This is a genomic window from Caballeronia sp. AZ10_KS36 (assembly GCF_023631105.1).
Lineage (GTDB): Bacteria > Pseudomonadota > Gammaproteobacteria > Burkholderiales > Burkholderiaceae > Caballeronia.
Map to the genome: position 1 here is coordinate 275,582 of NZ_JALQDQ010000037.1, position 20,202 is coordinate 295,783.

Consider the following 20,202-nt stretch of genomic DNA (forward strand, 5'->3'; position numbering starts at 1 on the left):
GATGCATCAACGGGACCTCGTGCGTTCGTGCGATGGGCGCGCCGGCTTCGAAAAAAGCCAGCCGGATACATCGACATTTACGGCGTTCCGCTATCGAACTTTAGCGTTGGATTGAATTTCACTATAGTAGTGCGCAGATGCGCGTTGACGGTGCGCACGCGTTATGGGAGGGCGTGTCGGCTGTGGGCATGCTGCGAAGGGGGCAGCGAGAGGCAGGATCGGCGGAGGCCGGACGTTCGCTTCGTCGGGATCGTTGCGAGTGCTAATGGAGCGATTGCTCGCTGCGACCCGCGAAGGTGACGTCGACCTTATCGATGCGAGGCGGGCGTGCGGAAGCAAACGTTGTCGTTCGAGACAGTGCCCTGCGAAAGCAGTTGCGAGCGCAACGCCGTGATGTCCTCTCCGACCTTCTTCGCCACGTGCCACTGCAAGGCGTTATGCAGCCTGTTGAAGGCTTCGCGTCGACAAGCCAAACTGCCTTGCGATGGAGCGAAGACGATCATGCCATTCCTCCGTCTCGAATACGTCATGTACGTTCTGCAGGCAGCTCAGCAGGTCGACGGTTTCCTGGGAGTAGGCGTTGATCCTTGCTCGCAACAGCGCGCGCTTTAACGCCGCCACGTTCGCATCCATATAGCTGGGGATGCGCATCGGCTCGGCCAGGACGAAGCGGACGGGCACGCCTTCCATCGAGGTGCGATAGTCGCCTGGGCGCAGCAGTGCGCCGACGGGGCAGCCGCCGCGTCTTCCGCGAAGAACCCCGCCGCCGCGCGACAAGAGCGACGGGCTGCGCTGGGCGACGAGGTGGGCGACGCTTTGGTCGAAGATCTGCTGTCGAGTCAGGAATGTCCGCGACATCGGTTGCTCCGGGCGGAATAGGATGGACATCGCTTGAACGCGATGAAGCCATCGACGTCGCATGGGTCACTTCTCCGACAAAGAGAGTACGTCGACGGCTAGTCGGGCTTACTGCAGCCAGGCGCAAGATGGCTAGGGCTGGCACGCATGCCGACCACCCACGAGTCGTGGTGCCGCTTGCCGACGTCAAGCCTTGTCGCGTGCGTTCCTGATGAGAGCGACAGTCCGCTCGATATCCGCTTCGTCGGTACGCCACGACGATACGCTCAGGCGGAATGCAGGACGTCCGTCCCAGACAGCCGGACCGAACCAGGCTTCACCCGACTGCTCCACCGCTTGCCGAATCGCGGCCGTCTCCGCGTCGTCCTTTGCCCGTACCAACACCTGATTGAGAACGACGCGATTCAGTACTTCGAAACCGGCATCGCGCAAGCCGTGCGCCAATCGTGTCGCCTGCGAGCAATGACGTTCGATCATCGCGGCCACACCGTTCTGGCCCAGCGTACGGAGCGCGGCCCAAATGCTGATACCGCGAGGCCTTCGGGAAAACTCGAGCGTAAGGTTCTTCTGGGCCAAGCGCGAGCCGGTGGCGTACACAGCATCGCTGCTCAAGGTCTCAGCCAGCGCGTCGGGGTCGCGGCAGATCGCCATTGCGCAGTCGTACGGCGTGTTCAGCCACTTGTGTCCGTCGGTGGTCCAACTGTCCGCAAGTTCGACACCGTGCGTATGATGCCGCAACGTCCGGGAAGCGCGCGCCCATAGGCCGAAGGCACCATCGACATGCACCCAGGCGCCTTGCGCCTTCGCCTTTGGAATCAACGTCGCGAACGGGTCGAACTCACCCGTGTTGACCTCGCCGGCCTGCAGACAAAGTATGGTGTTGGCGTCGAGTTCCGGCAGGCGTTCGGGATCGACGCGGCCGTGCGCATCAGTCATTGCTGGGATCACCTGCTCTGTTCCGAAGCCCAGCACGCGCAATGCCTTGAGCACCACGACATGAATCCGTGCCGATACCACCACGCGGATTTGCGGCGCACCGTACAGTCCCTTGCTGTCGAGGTCCCACCCCGCCCGCTTTAGCAAGGCGCGCCGTGCGGCTGCAAGGCAACCTAGCCCGCATGCCGTTGCTGATGTGCCGAAGCCGACAGCGCTGCCGCGCGGCAAGTCGAGAGCCTCGAGCAGCCAGTTGCTGGCCACGGCCTCGATTCGTGCACTGACCGGGGACGCCATCGCGAGCGGTGCGCCTTGGTCCCACGCCAGCATCAATCGCTCTGCAGCGGCCGCGCCGGGCAACGACGCTCCGACAACGAAACCGAAATAGCGCGGCCCGTTCGACGCCACCGTTGCCGGGGAGCCCATGTCGTCCAGCAGCGCTAATGTATCGAGTGCGGAGTGCCCCTGTTCGGGGAGCGGCTCCTCGAATGCCGCCAAGGCTGCAATTGCCTCCGGCGTAGGAAAGACACGCCGGGTTTCGACCGACTCGAGATACCGAGCCGCGCGCCGGTCAGCGTCGGCGATCAATGCGATTTCGCCTGCTTTCATGTCGGCGATGCTGCCTGCGGCTAATAGGGAAGTGCTCATGTAGTAGAGGAAGCAGGATCAAGGTGGGAGAGGCGCAAAACGCCGTGCGTCACGCGACGGGAATCGTCGGCAGCTCGGTGTCCGCATTCGAGTGGGATACCGCGGCCACCGTGGCGACCTTGGCTGGGGGCGCACTGACCTCGTCTAATCGCTGAAGCTGCTCTGCGCTCAGCGTCAGATTCACCGCCCTCAGATTGCTGACAAGCTGCGGAAGTGAGCGGGGGCCGATAAGCGGCAGGCCCCCGTGCGCCGCTACCCAGGCGATGGCCACTTGATCCGGCGTGGCCTCGAGTTCGCGAGCGATATCGAGCACCGTGTCCAGCACGTCGGTACGCTGCCGCGAATCTTCGGCTTGAAACACGGCGCCTCCAAACGCTTCACGTCGGCCCGATTCGCCGTTGCGATACTTTCCAGTCAACATCCCTCCGCCGAGCGGCGACCAGGTCAGCGTCGCAAGGCCCAAGGCACGGCAGGCTACGAACGTGTCGGCCTCGGGTTCACGATGCACGAGACTGTACTCGAACTGCGCCGCGGCGATCGGCGTCGCGCGCGTAACCTCGGCAAGCGTGACGGCGCGGGCGAGGCGCCACGCCGGGAAGTTGGACAGGCCGGCGTAGAGAATCTTGCCAGCGCGGGCAAGATCATCAAGCCCCCGCACGATTTCCTCCGAGGGTGTGAACACGTCGGGCTGGTGCACCCACAGCAGGTCGATTCGATCGGTCTTCAAGCGCTTGAGGCTTGCCTCCACCGACGCGACCATTGCCTTGCGGCTATTGCCGGTCACGAGACGGTCGGGGACGGCGCTCGCGCCGCTCGAGAATTTGCTCGCGACGAAAAAATGGTCGCGCTGGCCCTGCAGCAATGTGCCGAGAATCTCCTCTGATTGCCCGAATTGATAGACGTCGGCCGTATCAATGAAATTGCCTCCTGCTTCAGCATAAGTCTGGAAGAGGGAGGCGCTCTGCGCCTCATCCGCTCCGTGGCCCCAGCGCGTGCCAAAGTTGGCCGTACCGAGAACGATCTGCGATACGCGCACGCCAGTACGCCCAAAACTCTGATATTTCATTGACAACTCCCTGAGGAAACGGATGATGCGGGTATATACCCGCAATGGATGCTGAACTACTTCAGCGTGGTCGGCCAAGGGTGTCCGGCCCTTCCCGCGTTTGTACGGCTTCGAAGCGTGCGCCTAAGTGATTGCCTCGCCCAACTCTGCAAGCATCGAACGAAGGGCTTCAACCTTTTTGAGCCCAATCTTCTCGCGCACCGAGACCTGGCAGCGATCCCAGGCCGGCGTAGCGCGACGCAGCAACGCTTTGCCGTCCGAGGTAAGCGACACGACGCGCTCCCGCTGGTCGCCGGGATCAATGCCGATATGCGTCAGCTCGCGACTTTCGAGAACCTTCACGTTTCGGCCGATCGTCGAGCGGTCGAGATCGACGAGCGCGCCCAACTGGGTCAGACTGACCGGTTGGTGATCGGCGATGGTTCGCATTAGAAAGTACTGAGCAATGTTGATTTCGAACGACGCAAGCGCCGCGTCGTACGCCTCAGTCAATTTTCGGGAGGCGCGGCGAAGGTCGGTGCATAAACAAGGCGTTTTCATGAACGCGAGTATATACCCGCAATTTCTTCGAGGCAATCGTCGCGTGCAACGTACTAGGTGCAAACGACGTTACCAGAAGCAACCGATCTGCCTTCTTGGCAATCGTCACATAGCGACTTAAGCTGCGGAGGTATCGAGTTGAGACCATGTCTTGAGGCAAGACACCCGGCCGAACCGCACTGTCGATCCCCGGAACGACGTCGGAGTCGGTCTTGAGTTCACATTCATTGGATGACCAAGGGAAGCTTATGAGCGACGTTCTTTTCACTCCGTTCACGATTCATGCACTGACTATCCCGAATCGCATCGTGATGTCGGCAATGACGCGCGGGTTCTGCACCGGCGGAGTGCCCGGCGACGATGTGCTCGCTTATTACCGCGCCCGCGCGGCCGGCGGCGTCGGCCTCATCATCACCGAAGCCGTCGCGGTGCAACGCGCCGCTGCTGCCGAGGTGCAGGGCATTCCGGTCTTTCACACTGCCGAGGCACGCGCGGGATGGTCATCGGTCGTCAAGGCAGTGCACGATGAAGGCGGCAAGATCGCAGCGCAATTGCATCATGCGGGTGCGTTGCGCGATCCGGCGCTGATGGGAGCGTCGGCGGTGCCGAACGACGAGCCTAACAGCATGACCGTGGCCGATATCGAGAACACGATCACGGCCTTCGGCGAAGCGGCGGCCACGGCACGCGCCCTGGGATTCGATGCCGTGGAAGTTCACGGCGCGAACGGCAACCTGATCGACCAATTCCTTTGGGAAGGACGCAATACCCGCAGCGACAGCTGGGGCGGCAGCTTGATCGCCCGCACCAAGTTTGCCGCCGAGGTGGTGCGTGCGGTGCGTCGGGCGGTGGGACCGTCGTTCCCGATCCTTTTTCGGATATCACAATTCAAGCAACGTGCCTTCGACGCCAAAATCGCGAGCGACCCTTACGAGTTCGGCGTTATTCTCAACGCACTGTCGGACGCAGGTGTCGACGTCTTCCACGCCTCGCAGCGTCGTTTCTGGGAGCCGGCGTTCGAGCCGTCGCCGCTGAACCTTGCCGGCTGGGCCCGACGTTTGAGCGGCAAGCCAGCCATGACGGTGGGGTCGGTGGGTCTGGACGGTCCGGACATCACAGATCTCTTGACGGGCAATGGCGGCAACGCCGGCCCAGCTGGACTCGATGCATTGCGTAGAGGCATCGACGAGGGCCAGTTCGATCTGATCGCCGTCGGTCGTGCATTGCTGACCGATCCAACGTGGCCGAACAAGGTACGGGAAGGGCGATTGGCGGACTTGCGCGGTTTCGATCTCGCGTCGCTAGGCAGCCTCGTCACGAGCGATCCCGCCGCTGCACTGTCCGTTCCCGCCGCCGAAGTTGCTGGCAATGCTTGATGCGAACCGACCAGGGGAGAAGTCCGCGATGACCGATGCCGCACCCAAGTCCCATCCGTTTCTCGACGATCTCGACGAGAACGTCGTCCTGATCAGTTCAGTGTTGCGTTGCCCTGTGCATGGTCGCGAGACGGTTGCCCGCGTTGTCAAGGCGGGCGCTTGCCACTACGCCAGTCAGACGCCGCGGTTTCTAGGCGCGGCGGGGGAGCGCAGCTACTTCGAGTACGACGCGCAGCTAGTGGACGGTGTCGCCGCGTCGGGCCTCGTATCCATGGTGCGCAATGCGCACGGACGGGTGACGCACCTGCATATCGCGTTTAGCCCGCTCGATGCGGTGCTGTCGATGGCGAACGGCCTGCGCGAACAACTCGGCGCCGAATGCGATCCAGCATGGTTCCTGCCATCAGGAGAAGGAGTGTGAGAGCCGCACGCTTGACCTCATATGGTGATCCGGTCGCCGGAATCGAACTGCATGAGATTGCCGAACCGCCACATCCTGGCCCCGACGAAGTGTTAGTGCGGATGCGCTATGCCCCGGTCAATGTCAGCGACCTGATGGTGGCGCTCGGCGTCTACGATTGGCGGCCCGCGCTGCCGGAAGTATTGGGCAACGAGGGCGTCGGAGTTGTGCTCGCCTGCGGTTCAGGCGTTAGCGGTTTAGCGCCGGGCACCGCTGTGGTGGTGCCGTTCATGGCGCGGACTTGGCGTGAGCGACTCGTCGTGAGGTTCGATCAATTGACGCCCGTCCCCGATGGAGTCGACTTGCAGCAGGCGGCGATGGCCACCATCAATCTCGTGACGGTAAAGATGCTGCTCGATGACTATGTGAGCCTGGCCCCAGGCGATGCAATCGTCTACAACGCGGCGAACTCGGGACTGGGTCATTGCGTGGCCGGCCTTGCGTCGCGGCGGGGGCTTCATACGATTGGGCTGGTGCGCAGACAAGCGGACGTCGAGCGGGTACGGCAAGCCGGTTGCGAACACGTGTTGCTCGACGAGGACGCGAGCGTGTCGCCCGGCCGTCTGCCTGCCGGCTTGCGTGTCCGTCTTGCGCTCGATGGCGTGGGTGGCTCATCCTCGGGGCGGCTCGCACACATTCTGTCGCCCGAGGGCACGCTGGTGGCTTATGGCGCGGCGAGCCACGAACCGATGGCAATCTCGGCCCAGCATCTGATCTTCAAGCAGATCGCGGTTTATGGTTTCTTCGAGGGCCGTCAAGAGAATGCGGCGCGCATACCGGGCGTGCTCGCATCGGTGCTCGAGACGTTGGGCCCAGACGGCATCCGCCAGCCCATCGCGGCGGTCTACCCGCTAGTCCACATCCGCGATGCGGTGGCCCATGCGATGCGCGGAGGGAAAGTTTTGATCGATCTGGACGCCCTGAACAAGGTTGGCGTGTGATGATGTTGGCTTTCGTTACCCACGCAGGACGGAACGTGCCCGATACCCATGATGTGGTCGTCGATAGTTACCGACGCTGGCTCGCCATGCCGGTGATCGCCTCTCAATGTCCAGTGCGCGACGTGCTAGATCGCCTCGGAGAGAAATGGAGCACGCTCCTGGTGATGGCGCTTGCCGAGCGGCCGCGCCGTTTTGGAGAGTTGATGCGTGCGGTGCCCGACATCTCTAAGCGCTCGTTGACTCACGCCTTGCGTAATCTCGAGGAAGACGGAATAGTCATCCGCAAAGTATTTCCTACTAAGCCGCCGTCCGTCGAATACGGGCTATCGCCGCTCGGTGAGTCGATGCTGGCGCCGTTAGCCACGCTGATTGCTTGGGCCGAGCAGAGTCACGGCGAAATCAAGCAGGCGCGCGAGCACTACCGTAATCGTGGCGATTAAGCCGCGCCGATTTGTTCCTCCACTGATTCGGGGAATCGTCATGTCTACCTCGCCCCTTCGTATCCGCGTCCAGTTGCCACGACTGTAATCCACTGCGCTCGCCGCCTGAAGCGTCGACGCCAAGGTCGATGCTTCCCGGCGGATTGTCGCCAACAAATCACCTTGACATAGTGCGTATGCACAGTTACCCTCGGCATATGGAAACAGAGCAGCCTCCTGACGACTGTAACTGCTTGGTGCTGCGACAAGCCGCTCGGCGAGTCACGCAGCTTTACGAGCGCTACCTAGGTGCGGTTGGTTTGACAACCGCACAGTTTTCCATCATCTCGAAGATTGCCCGGTACCCGGGCGTAACGACGCTGGAACTTGCCGAAGAGATGGTCATGGACCGGACCACTTTGGTGCGCGCAGTGAAGCCATTGCAAAGGGAAGGCTTAGTGTTGGCAAGTAAAGGACCGGGAGCCGGTCGCACACATGTCCTGTCCCTCACAGTCGAAGGACAGATCAGATACACCCTGGCGCAGGAGTCATGGCGTGCGGCGCAGGCGGAGTTCGAGCGGCGGTTCGGAGCAGCGCGTGCAGAATCGGTTCGCGAGGAACTGCGAGCCATTACGGTGTAAGGCGCAATTGCGCTCGGGCGTGAGCGCGCTCGCTTGGGTGAGGACGCCGCGCTCAGCGCCGCGCCCGTGCGACTTCGCCTACTTCGTCCATGCAAACTCCGTCTCTTGAAAGTGCTCACCAACGAGAATGACGCCGGTTAAGAACCGATAGGTGTCCTTCATTTCGTTGCTATTAAATGGGAGATTGAAATGCTTGGAAGGGATGTGGTCATTTGTGCTGCCGTTCGCACAGCCATCGGAAGCTTCAATGGGTCGTTGCGAGCGGTTCCTGCAACGGAGCTTGGCGCAACCGCTATTAAGGAGGCGATCGCACGCTCCGGCTTTGGCGCCGGCCAAGTGGGCGGGGTGGTGATGGGAAACGTCGTGCAGGCGGGGAACAAAATGAATCCTGCACGTCAGGCTTCGATCAACGCTGGTATCCCGGTATCAGTGCCGGCCTTGTCAGTGAACCGGGTGTGTGGATCAGGGGCGCAAGCAGTGGTTTCAGCGGCACACGAGATCTGGCTTGGTGTTCACGACGCAATGGTCGCCGGCGGTATGGAGAACATGGACATGGCGCCTTTCCTCCTCGCCGGCGGCCGTTGGGGCTACCGGATGGGCCACGCCGAGATCTACGACAGCTTGCTACGCGATGGTCTGGAAGACGCTTTTTCTGGAGAGCACTCCGGATGGCATACAGAAGATCTGGTAGCGCAGTTCGACTTGACGCGCGAATCCCAGGATCGGTGGGCAACCCGTTCACAACAACGCTTCAGCAACGCTCAGAGACGAGGGCTTTTTCGGGAGGAAATTGTTCCAGTGTTGGTTGCAGAAAGAAAGGGTGTGGTCGTCTTCGAGCAGGATGAAGCACCGCGGCCGGATACGAGTGTAGAAGCACTCGCCAAACTGAAGCCGGCATTCCGGCCCGAGGGTACGATCACTGCCGGAAATGCACCTGGCCTGAACAGTGGAGCAGCCGCGTTAGTCCTCGCCGAGCGGAAAAAAGCCGAAGCAACAGGCATTGAGCCACTCGCCCGCTTGGCCGGGTACGCAGTCAGCGCTGTGGAGCCCGGCATGTTCGGACTGGGCCCCGTCCCGGCAATCCGAACGGTGGCCGACAGGGTTGGCTGGGCACTCAATGAAGTGCAGCGGTTCGAAATCAACGAAGCATTCGCGGCAGTGCCGCTTGCCGTTATTCGCGAACTAGGTATCGATAGCGAACTCGTGAACGTCGAAGGAGGAGCTATCGCGCACGGGCATCCAATTGGCGCCACCGGCGCAATCCTAGTCACGCGACTGCTCCATTCCATGCGACGTGACGGGTTGACTCGCGGGATAGTGTCGCTTTGCATCGGAGGAGGTCAAGGGATCGCGCTAGCGGTCGAAACTCTATGACAACGGGCGCGCTGTGGTAACAGCCGGCGGCGACTTATGGTTTGTTAGAAAGTTCTAACGGCTCGAGCAAGAGTCGTCGGCTGTGACTTCTATCCATTAGCGCGCGTCATACAAGCCGAATGCAATCGACCGATGCGGCCTACGCTGTTGCATTCAATTCACACTTCGGATGCTTGTCTCTCACGTCGGCAGAAAGCGCGAGGGAATGAGTCCTGCTCGCCTGACCGATCGCACGGCGAGCGGGTCAACCGTCAGCGATGTGACGGCCGGCGACAGTAATCTACGCGGCGAAAGCCAAGGCATGCGAGAACACGATCAAACCAAGCGCCGTATGCCTGCGGCAGCGGCGAACGAAGTTGCTCTTCGGGTACACCTCGCGTTGGACGCACTTCTTCGTGGGAAAGGAAGTCAAGAATCCGCGCACTTGTTAATGCAGTCTGTCGTCCTGTGTCGTTTCCTTTGCGACGAGGGATGCGGACGCCAGGACGAAGATATCTTCGATACGGCCGAAGCGGCCATCGTTGCTGTGACACTCGAGGGACGATCGACAGGTAACTGGTCTGTAGGTGAGCGTGCGGCTGGACCACTTGCAGCAGTGGTGTGCCTATACGATTATCAATTGCAGACCGCTACGCTGAGCGTACTATCGGACGTCGAGACGAGATATATGCAATTCGTGCGGGATGGATTAGGGCAGAGGCGACTACACCCCCGCGCAGCAACTCATAAGTCAGGGTCCCTGCGATAAAGGTATGCGGCGTATGCGATAGGAGCCCGCATCAGACAGGCCGACGCTGCGCCGGCGTAGATCGTCAGGCACATTCCCTCGAGACCTTGCTCTATTGTGCCGAACGCCGCGAGAGTCGACCGTTACCGTCAACCCGTCTTTCGTGCCTCTGTCGTAAGTCTCTAACGCTCACTCAGCCCCTTAAATACTGTCTCTTCTATGGCAGACAGTTTGGCGTCGTTAGTCGGTCGATCCGACCGATACAGCGTCACAGGCAACGCCTGCGCTGGACCGAATTGGCGGTTTGCACATGCCGTTGCCCGAACCTAGTCGATTGCGCCTGCTTCTGAGGACTAAAAGCGATAGACGGACAACGGATCGCAGCGATGCGTTCGAAAAAGACGACCGATCTCTCGCGCGGAAATTCTGGCGTGTGCGTATAATCCTGACGCCGACGGTCGTGAACCGCAGGGGGCGCATCGTTGGCACCGTTGCCTAAGTCAGCGGTTCGGCCTGGTGCGAACGGAATTCAATATTCTTTTAGCGTGAATAATTGCTTACCACTTGTCGGATACGATCATCGACAACGAGATTCAGGCAACGCATTTCTTTTGGGCGCCCGAGACAGTGCGAGCAACCGCGGACAGGTTTCCAGCACAAAGTCGAAAGAAGGCTCGCTTTGACGCTGACGACGGCGAAGCATTTCGGGCAAGTGGTGAGAAGTAATCGAACGTATTGGGGGTGAACGGGTGGATACCGAGAACAAATCGCTGTACGAAGATGTGAGCACCCGCACCGGAAGGCGTTGGCCTAGGTATGTGCGAGTTTCAGTTCTGCTTGTCGTGACGGCAGCTGTCTGCGCCTATCTTTATCGCGCCAATCACCGTCCCCCGGCCGGTGCGGCCGGTAGCGCGGCGCACGAAGTCACTGTGAGCCGGCCCCTCAAGCAGGATGTTGAATCTCGTCTAGGTTTCCTTGGGCAATTCTCCGCGGTAAGTCAAGTGGAATTGCGCGCACAGGTGGGCGGAACGCTGACCGCGGTTCTGTTCAAGGATGGAGCCATCGTTCGAAAGGGAGATCCGTTGTTCAATATCGACCCGGTCCCCTATGAAATTCGTCTTGCACAAGCGCAGGCGAACAAGCGGACAGCGGATGCGCGCCTAGTGCTAGCTCGTCAGGAACTCGCCAGGGCCGAGGAGCTTCAGCGAAATGATGCGGGCACCGTGGAGAGCGTGGAGCAGCGAACTTCGTCATTCAATGCCGCGCAGGCCTCTGTAGATGCCGCGCTCGCTGAGATCCGCGACGCTCGATTCGACCTGGATCATTGCCGCATCGTCGCGCCATTCACCGGAAGAATGGGCCGTCACCTCGTTTCAGAAGGCAATCTGGTATCCGGTAGTCGAGCGGGCTCGAGTCCGACGACGTTGTTGGGGACGCTCGTGTCCTTGGACCCTATCTATCTCGACTTCGATATGAGCGAGTCCGACTACAAGCAGTTCCGAAGTTACCAAGGCGATCTCCACGGTCCGGTGTCGAATGTCGTCGAGCTCTATTCGGATACTGACAGCGAGACCGTGCGCCGCGGAAAGCTCGATTTCATCGATAACGTGCTCGATCGATCCAGCGGGACGATACATGCGAGGGCAACTGTTCCCAACCCTGATCTGTACCTCACTCCCGGCGAATTCTCTCGCGTCCGAGTTGCTGTCACGGCGCCTGTTCCGAAGTTACTGGTCCCCGACGAAGCAGTCCTCCCTGATCAATCGCAGCACGTTGTCTTGACCGTCGACAAAGCAGGGATGGTATCGCCTAAGCCCGTTGAGGTAGGCGAAATGCATGGTGGCCTTCGTGTCATCACATCCGGCCTGAGTGACGACGACAGGGTGATCATCAGCGGTTTGCCATTCGCCGCTCCCGGAACGAAGGTGACGACGCGCGAAGGCACGATTCGCGCCGAAGCTCAACGCCAATGACAGGCATAACATGAGAATCGCCCACTTTTTTATCGACAGGCCGCGTTTCGCGACAGTCGTCAGTAGTTTCATAACACTGATTGGGATTGGGGCGATGTTCGTCCTGCCGGTGGCCCAATACCCGGAAATCGTTCCGCCGACCGTTCAGGTCACCACGTCGTACCCCGGTGCCTCAGCCGACACGATCGCTCGCACCGTTGCAACACCGCTCGAGCAGGAAATCAACGGCGTGGAGAACATGCTCTATATGAGCAGTCAGTCGACCGGAGACGGACGCTTGAGCGTGACCGTGACTTTTCGTATTGGAACCGACCTCAATGTCGCGCAGATGCTAACGCAGAACCGGGTGCAGGATGCGTTGCCTCGTCTGCCTGAGGACGTCCAACGCCTTGGAGTTCAAGTTCGGAAGTCGACTCCGAGCATACTTTTAGCGGTGCATTTGTTCTCCGGTGACAAATCTCGCGACACGCTATATCTCTCGAACTACGCAACGCTGCACGTCAAGGATGCTTTGGCTCGCCTTCAAGGCGTGGGCGACGTGCAGTTCCAAGGCGCGCGAGAATACGCGATGCGTGTATGGATCGATCCGGACAAGGTCGCTGCCAGCAACGTCAATGCAGCGGATGTGCTGTCGGCGCTGCGATCGCAGAACCTGCAGGTCTCGGCAGGCGTTCTTAATCAGCCGCCGACCGGGAGCGATGCAGCCTATCAAATTGGCGTTGAGGCGAAAGGTCGGTTATCCACGCCGCAAGAGTTCGCAGATATAGTCATCAAGAGTGATCCACAGGGCCGAGTTACGCGAATCCGGGATATCGGTCGGGTGGAGGTCGGTGCTGCGGACTACGGTTCGACTGCATACATGGACAAAAGTAACGCATCGACACTTCTCATTTATGCTGAGCCGGGCGCTAACTCACTGTCCGTTGAGAAAGCTGTGCTTGCCAAGATGCGGGATCTCAGCCGGGAATTTCCGGCGGGGGTCGAATACAAGGTGATTTATGACCCGACCATCTTTATTGGCAAGTCAGTCGAAGAAGTAATCACGACCATCTTCGTTGCGGTACTGCTTGTCGTCGGTGTCGTCTTCCTATTCCTGCAGAATTGGCGCGCCACGATCATCCCGGTTGTCGCGATCCCCGTGTCGCTGCTTGGGTCGTTCATCGTTCTCGCGGCATTCGGAGTTTCGCTGAATAACCTATCGCTCTTCGGACTGGTGCTCGCGGTTGGAATCGTCGTCGACGACGCGATCGTCGTGGTCGAAAACGTCGAACGAAACATCGCGATGGGAATGTCATCGGTAGAAGCGTCTCACAAGACGATGGACGAGGTCGGTGGCGCGCTTTTGTCAATTGCTTTAACGCTTTGCGCCGTCTTCGTACCTTCTGCATTCATCAGTGGCATCTCCGGCCTGTTCTTCCGTCAGTTCGCCGTTACCATCGCAGCTTCGACGGTGATCTCATGCTTCGTTTCGCTTACCCTTAGCCCCGCCCTTTGTGCAGTGCTTTTCGCGGGGTCCGCTCATGGCGCCGGCGGGGGAGCTTCACAGCGGACACGCAGCTTCGTCCGCTCCGGGTTTGAGCAATTCAACAAGTTGTTCGAGAGGCTATCTTTTGGATACGGTCGACTAACAAAGCGGCTGGTGCGCGGTTTGAGCGTAGTGCTGGCTATTTATGCTGCGCTAATTGTCTTGACAGGCGTGCAGTTTCTACGTACGCCTACGGGATTCATTCCCGAGCAGGACCAGGGATATTTGATCACGGTCGTGCAGTTACCGGCTGGTTCTTCCTTGCAGCGGACCGAGAAGGTTGTGAAACAGGCGATTGACCTATCGCTTGGAACTCCGGGTGTCGAGCACGTTGCGCCGTTTGTTGGTCTGGATGCGACGACGTTGACAGTCGCTTCCAACTCGGGGACCGTCTTTACGGGCTTGCCCTCACTGTACAACCACGACGTTCCGGGCATGACCGCGACGTCAGTACTGAATGATTTGCGCAGGCGCCTCTCGGTCGTAAAGGACGCGTATGTGCTGACCATTCCACCGCCGCCAGTACAAGGCCTCGGTAGCGCAGGCGGGTTCAAGATGATGTTGGAGGATCGCGCTGGGCTCGGCTCCGAGGCGCTGGTGAAAGCAGCGAGAGACCTGGTCAACGCCGCCAACCACGATCCCACCTTCGCAGGCGCGTTCACGCTGTTTAACGCCGGCGCACCGTCCGTATTTGCGGACGTCGACCGAGTCAAGGCGCAAAAGGTCGGCCTTACCCCCACTGACGTATTTTCGACCTTGCAAGTCTATCTGGGATCGCAATATGTGAATGACTTCAACTATCTCGGGCGGACGTATCAAGTGATCGTACAGGCCGATCAGCGATTCAGGCAGACAACGCCTGATATTAGCCGTCTCAAGGCTCGCAACGAATACGGCGAGATGGTGCCGATCGGGACGGTGGCGGAGTTGCACGACCGCACGATCCCATACCGCGTACCGCGTTACAACCTCTTCCCCGCGGCGGAGGTGCAGGGCGTAGCTGCACCGGGCGTGGCGACCGGTACTGCGCTTCAACGCATGGAAGAATTGGCCAGTCAGGTGCTGCCCCGTGGCATCGGGTTTGAGTGGACGGACCTCGCTTACCAGCAACAGCTGAAAGGTACACCGACTCTGGTCGTCTTTGGGGCTGCCGCTCTGTTCGTATTCTTAGTGCTAGTGGCGCAGTATGAAAGTTGGAAGCTGCCGCTCGCCATTGTCCTCATTGTGCCTATGTGTCTTTTCGCATCCGTGAGCGGCCTCGCTATGCGGGGCATGCCAATAGACATACTTGCGCAAATCGGTTTCGTCGTCTTGGTGGGGCTTGCTGCGAAGAACGCAATTCTCATCGTCGAATTCGCCAGACAGCAAGAGGATCAAGGAGTGAGCCCACAAGACAGCGCGGTGTTCGCCGCACGCACACGGCTTCGGCCAATTCTCATGACATCGCTCGCATTCATCCTTGGCGTAGCCCCGCTTGCAGTTGCGACCGGCGCTGGGGCGGAGATGCGTCAGTCGCTTGGGACGGCAGTATTGTTCGGGATGTTGGGGGTTACCGGATTCGGTCTCTTGTTCACTCCGGCTTTTTATGTATTCATTCAGCAGTTCGCGCGTAAGGGACCGACAACTCGATGATCTCGCATCTGCTCCCTTTCCGAATGAAGTGCCGGCGTGAGCTTTCGTTGGCGATTCATCTGTTATCGATCACGCTTGCCGGATGCGCAGTAGGACCGGACTATTCGCGTCCAGAGCCAGGGCTGCATGATTTTGTGCATGTCCCACCGGCTGCCCAAACTCGGCAAGGTGAAGCGCCTTCGTTGGACAGCTGGTGGAGGGCCTTCAACGATCCACTCTTGGCTGACCTGATCCAGCGTGGACTGCGCCAGAATCTGGACATGGCGGCAGCGCTAGCTCGCGTAGAGCAAGCTCGCGCGAATGCGTCAGCCGCAGGTGCGAACCTCTTGCCAACTTTTGCTGCTCAGGCCGACGCGACCGCCTTACATCAGAGTGCGGAGAGCTCCTTGGGCTCGTTAGCGCAGGCGTATCCCGGTTACAGTCGCGGCCAGAGAGAATATTCCGCTGGAGCAGTTGCCAGCTGGGAGATCGATCTGGCCGGTGGGCTGCGACGGGACGCCAGCGCCGCCCGCTATGAACTCGAGGCGTCAGAAGCCGAAGGGTTGGGGGTCCGGATCACGGTGGCCGCCGACATTGCGGACGCATATCTTCAGATTCGGGGCCTTCAGGCCCGAGTCGCGGTAGCGAACGACCAGGTGATGACGGACGGCAAATTGCTCGACCTCGTCCGCGCAAGAAAGCGCGCTGGCGCTGCCGAAGAGCGGGAAGTCGCACAAGCCGAGGCACTGTTGACGCAAGCAAAAGCGTTGCTGCCTATACTTAGGCAAGCGCTTTCAGCACAATTCAACAGGCTAGACGTGCTGCTAGGTGTTCAGCCTGGGACTTACACTAGCGCGTTGTCGGTGCCCTCGGCTATTCCCTCGATACCGCCGATTGAAGTCAGCAACGCTCCGACGGAAGTGCTTCGCCGGCGCCCCGACATCATCGCTGCTGAACGCAGACTCGGCGCGTCCAGCGAACGGATTGGCGCTGCGATTTCCGACTACTATCCGAAAATCTCGCTTTCTGGGTTGCTAGGTTTCGACAGCGTCAATGCACACCAGCTATTCACTGGGCGAGCGTTTCAAGCCGCAATTACCGGGGGTCTCCGCTGGCGCCTTTTTGATTTCGGCAAAGTGGACGCAGAAGTAAGGGCAGCAAAAGGCGCGAACGCTGAGGCTCTAGCCAAATACCGGCAAACCGTGTTGCGCGCAGCGCAAGATGTTGAAGACGCATTCGTGTCCCTCATGGAGGCCGAAAGCTATCGAGCCGAACTGGAACAGGAGGTGCAGGCATTGACCCGTGCACGTGATCTGTCGCAGCTAGCATATAAAGCGGGCTCCATCACGCTAACGGACGTTCTCGACGCCGACCGCCAATTGCTGACTGCACGCGATGGGCTCGACGCGTCTCGGGCGGACGTCGCGCGCGCCGCCGTGACGGCGTTCCGCTCGTTGGGTGGTGGCTGGACCATGGATGGGAACAGTGAAGCGGTGCAGCCATTGGCACAGGCGAATAACTGAGTCGGCGACTCTAGCTTTCAGACGGGAACATACAGATCGAGGAGTTCATCCACAGTGGCGTCGAGGAGTTCCCTCGAAAATTTATCGTCGCTAACACCGCGCGATAAGGACAGCGCCCCTACACAAGCGCTAAACAACACAATGGCTTTCCGACGTCGACTTTTCTTACTATCAGATGCAATGAGCGCTTCGAGCATCGTCAAAATGTGCCTTAATCGTCTTTCGAATGCGACCTTCGCATCGGGGTGCGCGCGCGAGACGTCGTTTGCAAGCGAGGACAACGCGCATCCTCTGATAACGTCGTCGCGATGCGCTGACGAAAGATAACTGCGGATCGCGGCCTTGAGGTCTCCTTTCGCGACCTCCTCCCACGCATCCAATTCCGAGAAGGCGTGTTGTAGGGCGTCGACGACGAGGGCATCGCGAGTTGGAAAGTGCTTGTAGAAGCCGCCGACAGTTAGCCCGGCCTCGGACATGATGTCAGCTAAGCTGATTCCCTCGAGGCCTTTTTGCCTGAAGCGTTGTGATGCGATCGCGACAATCTTAGCGTGGGTTATCGCTTTCTCTGCCTGAGAATGTCCCATATGAGTCCCTTTTCGATTCTGGTAGGTTACCATAATCCAGATTCAGGGCTTCCCAGCCTTCGATCGAAGACTCTTTGGCGACGCCACGGGTTTGTCCATAGGCGACCCGTGGTTTTCCGGCGCGACGAGGCATCTTGCATTCGAGTTTGGAAGCGACGCAACGTAATGCATCGGTTCGACAGTGCGTGTCGGATTCAGTCGCCTCGCCACCACTTTTTTTCCGTCAGCAATGCGTGGTGTGGATGAAGCGACGAATGTCGTTGTGGAGTGTTGCCTCGCCGAGAATCGACTCGTGATCACAACCCCTGTATCGAAGCAGTCGAGCGTGAACTCCGGAACTCATCAACCGACCTGCGTACGCCTCAGCTTCGCGTCTTAGACAATCCATTTCTGGTACCGCGATAAGTGCGCGCGGGAGTCGCCCGAGGCGGTACGACTCCAGTGGCGCAGCATACGGATGCATCGTTGACGAGGGGTTGGGAAGGTACGCTTTGTAGTTGCGCGAGTATCGTCCCAGCAGCTCATAAGATGAACCACCTGCGGACCAATCGAACATAGTCAGGCTTGGGTCGAGCAACGGAGCAATCAACACCTGAGCGATAGCATTGGGGACGCCGCCCCGATCTCTTGCCATTGCGGCAAGTCCCGTTACCAAGCAAGCGCCGGCGTCATGCCCGACAAGCACGGGATCACCGCCGGCCGGCAAGACTGCTGTTCCAGCGCGAGCGAGCCACTGTAAGGCGGCGTATCCATCCTCCAGGGCGACAGGAAATGGAAACTGCGGCGAAAGCGAGTATCGGACACAGACGACCGGTAGCCGGGATTCGCTCGCTAGGCGACCAGCCAATAGACGCGCTGCTTCGTTTTCTCCTGAAATGAAGCCGCCCCCATGGAAAAACATCAACACCGGGCCTTCGGTCGCGGTCGGGATGTAGCATTGCAGTTCGATCGGCTGGCGGTAGCCGTCAATCCGCACTGTCTCTTCGGTCCACTCGATCATCAAGTCTCTGTATTCCACTTCCCGGGATGACGCATTGTGTACTAAACTGGCACGCTGGTATATGAGCGTAATCCAGATAGTCTCTTCACGCTTTTTCCAATAATCCACGCGCCGGCAGCTATGCCCGCTGTCGGCCGACGTATTGGCGCATATTTCATGGATCGATTTCAGGCAATGCATCTGTTCACCCGCGTGGTAGAGATGAACAGCTTCTCGCGTGCAGCAGCTTCGTTCAACCTTCCTCCGGGATCCGCCACGAACATCATCAAGAGTCTCGAGGCTCACTTACAGGTCCGACTGTTGCAGCGAACCACTCGCCGCCTGAATCTAACGCCTGAAGGCGCGGATTATTACGAACGTTGCATACGACTACTTGCTGAACTCGAGGAAGTCGAGAGTGCTCTTACTCGTTCGGGCAAGTCGCTGCGCGGCAAACTTCGTATCGATATGCCGCCTTCACTCGGTCATCTTGTTTTGATGCCTAGGCTGTCTGACTTTAGGGCACAGTTTCCCGAAGTCGAATTGATGATCGGCTTGGGCGACAGGCGAGTCGATCTCGTGGAGGAGGGCGTGGATTGCGCGTTGCGGGTAGGTGCGTTAGAGGATTCGACGCTAGTTGCGAGGCAGCTTGGGCGCTTGACAGTTGCGACGGCAGCCAGCCCAAAGTACCTCGCAGCACATGGCTATCCACGGACGCTGTCCGAGCTGAACGTTCATGAAGCGGTCCACTATTTTTCCGGCCGCACTGGGCGGGTGCACGATTTCAAGTTCGTCGAATCTGGAGTCGAGAAGGAGGTAAAGATGAGGAGTACGACTGCAATCAACGATGCGGACGCCTATGTTGCCTGCGGGATTCAAGGCGTTGGCCTGATCCAAGCGCCACTGTTCATGATGGCGCCGCACTTGACGTCAGGCGCACTTGTCGAAGTGTTGGCAGACAAGAGGCCTCGTCCCCTACCGTTAGCCGCTGTGTTCCCTCACAACCGTCTGCTGGCACCCAAGGTAAGGGCGTTCGTCGAGTGGGCGGCAACAGTGTTTGCGTCATGTCCGCTGTTGAACTTCGATACTCGGCGAACCATTCAGCAGCACGAGGATGCGCCCTTCGGTGGAAGCGAAGACCGGGCGCTGTCCGTCGAGGGAGTGGATCCGTTCATCTGAGATCGCGGCTGTAGGGCCTAGCGGCAACCTATCGACAATCCTCGCCGCTCAAGTAGGGACACGCGCCAATCGTTAGGTTTCTAATGCCACCTTCAATCACGGGCAGGCGCCATCGACATCACTTGTTCTGAGATGCCTTCATGCTGGAATGCGATCGCTCACTTGGTCTCGGTAGTCTCGCGCCAATGCGCTGCTGCGATTCCGATCACGTTCTCTACAACTCGCCTGTTACGGGCCTCCGCGTCGTCGATCGCTCTCGAACGGCTTTTTGTGGAGTACGACGTGCGCTGCTGATTTGACCCAGATTGTTCGGCTAGCGTCGAACCCTGTCGAAGCCCCGATGCTTCGATCTGCGCAGAGGCTGCGTTACAGTCAATTGCGTAAGCAGCGGCGACGAGCGCCTTCACTAGGAGAAGTTTAGTTTGCATGATGACTCAGTTCAGATGACATCGAGAAGTATAGGGGCGTAATCTGGGAGGATCGTTCTTACGGAGGCAATTCAGTTCCGCCGAGATTCGAATAATCTCTTCAGCAACCCAGGGTCGACCGGCCGTAAATGGTTGGAGATGGAACTTTGTGGAATGGACCTCGCAAGATCGGATTGTCGATGTCTTGTCGGTCGGGTCCAGAGTGCGAGTCTGTTGTCGCGGGGAGGTTCGGTTTGAGTACCGGGCGTCGTTATCCACGCCACTCGATACCCATTGTCCTCATCGGATAGACATCGATGCGAGCCTGCATCGGACGGATGCATCCGGGGACATCAAGGCTCCAGAAATCCACTCGGTCGCATATTGGAGTTGTCGTGTACGTCCACCAAATTTCGGCCCACTGCCCCTGCCGATCAC

General features: G+C 59.4%; 16 protein-coding genes. 10 read left to right on the top strand and 6 right to left on the bottom strand.

From position 1 onward, the window contains the following. Positions 1-435: 435 nt before the first annotated feature. The 4 genes from NCR35_RS23680 to NCR35_RS23695 all read right to left on the bottom strand — a co-directional run bounded on the left by NCR35_RS23680 (position 436) and on the right by NCR35_RS23695 (position 4,045). A complete protein-coding gene (locus NCR35_RS23680; RefSeq protein ID WP_250536353.1) occupies positions 436-858 on the bottom strand; it encodes a hypothetical protein in 423 nt (140 codons plus the stop codon). 186 nt (positions 859-1,044) lie between these two features. Next, a complete protein-coding gene (locus NCR35_RS23685) occupies positions 1,045-2,400 on the bottom strand; it encodes a pyridoxal phosphate-dependent decarboxylase family protein (protein ID WP_250536354.1) in 1,356 nt (451 codons plus the stop codon). Between the two features lie 88 nt (positions 2,401-2,488). Beyond that, positions 2,489-3,505 (bottom strand): aldo/keto reductase, encoded by a 1,017-nt coding sequence (locus NCR35_RS23690; RefSeq protein ID WP_250536355.1) that lies wholly within the window; start codon positions 3,503-3,505, stop codon positions 2,489-2,491. A 123-nt stretch (positions 3,506-3,628) separates the two neighbouring features. Next, the gene (locus NCR35_RS23695) at positions 3,629-4,045 is read right to left on the bottom strand and encodes a MarR family winged helix-turn-helix transcriptional regulator (protein WP_250536356.1); all 417 of its coding nucleotides are present in this window, start codon (positions 4,043-4,045) and stop codon (positions 3,629-3,631) included. Between the two features lie 248 nt (positions 4,046-4,293). Here NCR35_RS23695 and NCR35_RS23700 point away from each other — a divergent pair, with 248 nt between their 5' ends. The 9 genes from NCR35_RS23700 (at position 4,294) to NCR35_RS23740 (ending at position 16,615) form a co-directional block, all read left to right on the top strand. Continuing rightward, on the top strand, positions 4,294-5,421 hold the full coding sequence (locus NCR35_RS23700; RefSeq protein WP_250536357.1) for an oxidoreductase: 1,128 nt from the start codon (positions 4,294-4,296) through the stop codon (positions 5,419-5,421). Positions 5,422-5,449: 28 nt separating this feature from the next. Next, entirely contained in the window at positions 5,450-5,842 is a 393-nt protein-coding gene (locus NCR35_RS23705; protein WP_250536358.1) for a hypothetical protein, read from the top strand. Next, the gene (locus NCR35_RS23710) at positions 5,839-6,822 is read left to right on the top strand and encodes a zinc-dependent alcohol dehydrogenase family protein (RefSeq protein ID WP_250536359.1); all 984 of its coding nucleotides are present in this window, start codon (positions 5,839-5,841) and stop codon (positions 6,820-6,822) included. Before NCR35_RS23705 ends, NCR35_RS23710 begins: the two co-directional genes overlap by 4 nt. A 35-nt stretch (positions 6,823-6,857) precedes the next feature. Then, positions 6,858-7,262: a winged helix-turn-helix transcriptional regulator gene (locus NCR35_RS23715; protein ID WP_035970164.1), complete on the top strand. Its 405-nt coding sequence runs from the start codon at positions 6,858-6,860 to the stop codon at positions 7,260-7,262. Positions 7,263-7,459: 197 nt separating this feature from the next. Beyond that, the gene (locus NCR35_RS23720) at positions 7,460-7,882 is read left to right on the top strand and encodes a MarR family winged helix-turn-helix transcriptional regulator (protein ID WP_250536360.1); all 423 of its coding nucleotides are present in this window, start codon (positions 7,460-7,462) and stop codon (positions 7,880-7,882) included. A 189-nt stretch (positions 7,883-8,071) separates the two neighbouring features. After that, entirely contained in the window at positions 8,072-9,256 is a 1,185-nt protein-coding gene (locus NCR35_RS23725; protein ID WP_250536361.1) for a thiolase family protein, read from the top strand. Between the two features lie 1,476 nt (positions 9,257-10,732). Continuing rightward, positions 10,733-11,956, top strand: coding sequence for an efflux RND transporter periplasmic adaptor subunit (locus tag NCR35_RS23730; RefSeq protein WP_250536362.1), 1,224 nt, complete (start codon positions 10,733-10,735; stop codon positions 11,954-11,956). A gap of 10 nt (positions 11,957-11,966) precedes the next feature. Beyond that, entirely contained in the window at positions 11,967-15,113 is a 3,147-nt protein-coding gene (locus NCR35_RS23735) for an efflux RND transporter permease subunit (RefSeq protein WP_250536363.1), read from the top strand. A gap of 23 nt (positions 15,114-15,136) precedes the next feature. Continuing rightward, positions 15,137-16,615 carry an efflux transporter outer membrane subunit gene (locus NCR35_RS23740; RefSeq protein ID WP_250536539.1) on the top strand — a complete coding sequence of 493 codons (1,479 nt, stop codon included), beginning with the start codon at positions 15,137-15,139 and terminating at the stop codon, positions 16,613-16,615. A 17-nt stretch (positions 16,616-16,632) separates the two neighbouring features. Here the strand turns inward: NCR35_RS23740 and NCR35_RS23745 are convergent, their stop codons facing one another. Both NCR35_RS23745 and NCR35_RS23750 read right to left on the bottom strand, forming a co-directional pair. After that, entirely contained in the window at positions 16,633-17,199 is a 567-nt protein-coding gene (locus NCR35_RS23745) for a TetR/AcrR family transcriptional regulator (RefSeq protein ID WP_250536364.1), read from the bottom strand. Between the two features lie 223 nt (positions 17,200-17,422). After that, on the bottom strand, positions 17,423-18,379 hold the full coding sequence (locus NCR35_RS23750) for an alpha/beta hydrolase (protein ID WP_250536365.1): 957 nt from the start codon (positions 18,377-18,379) through the stop codon (positions 17,423-17,425). On the opposite strand from NCR35_RS23750, the gene NCR35_RS23755 reads away from it, so the two are divergent. Beyond that, on the top strand, positions 18,356-19,357 hold the full coding sequence (locus NCR35_RS23755) for a LysR family transcriptional regulator (RefSeq protein WP_250536366.1): 1,002 nt from the start codon (positions 18,356-18,358) through the stop codon (positions 19,355-19,357). The two genes, NCR35_RS23750 and NCR35_RS23755, sit on opposite strands and share 24 nt — an antisense overlap. Positions 19,358-20,202 lie beyond the last annotated feature (845 nt).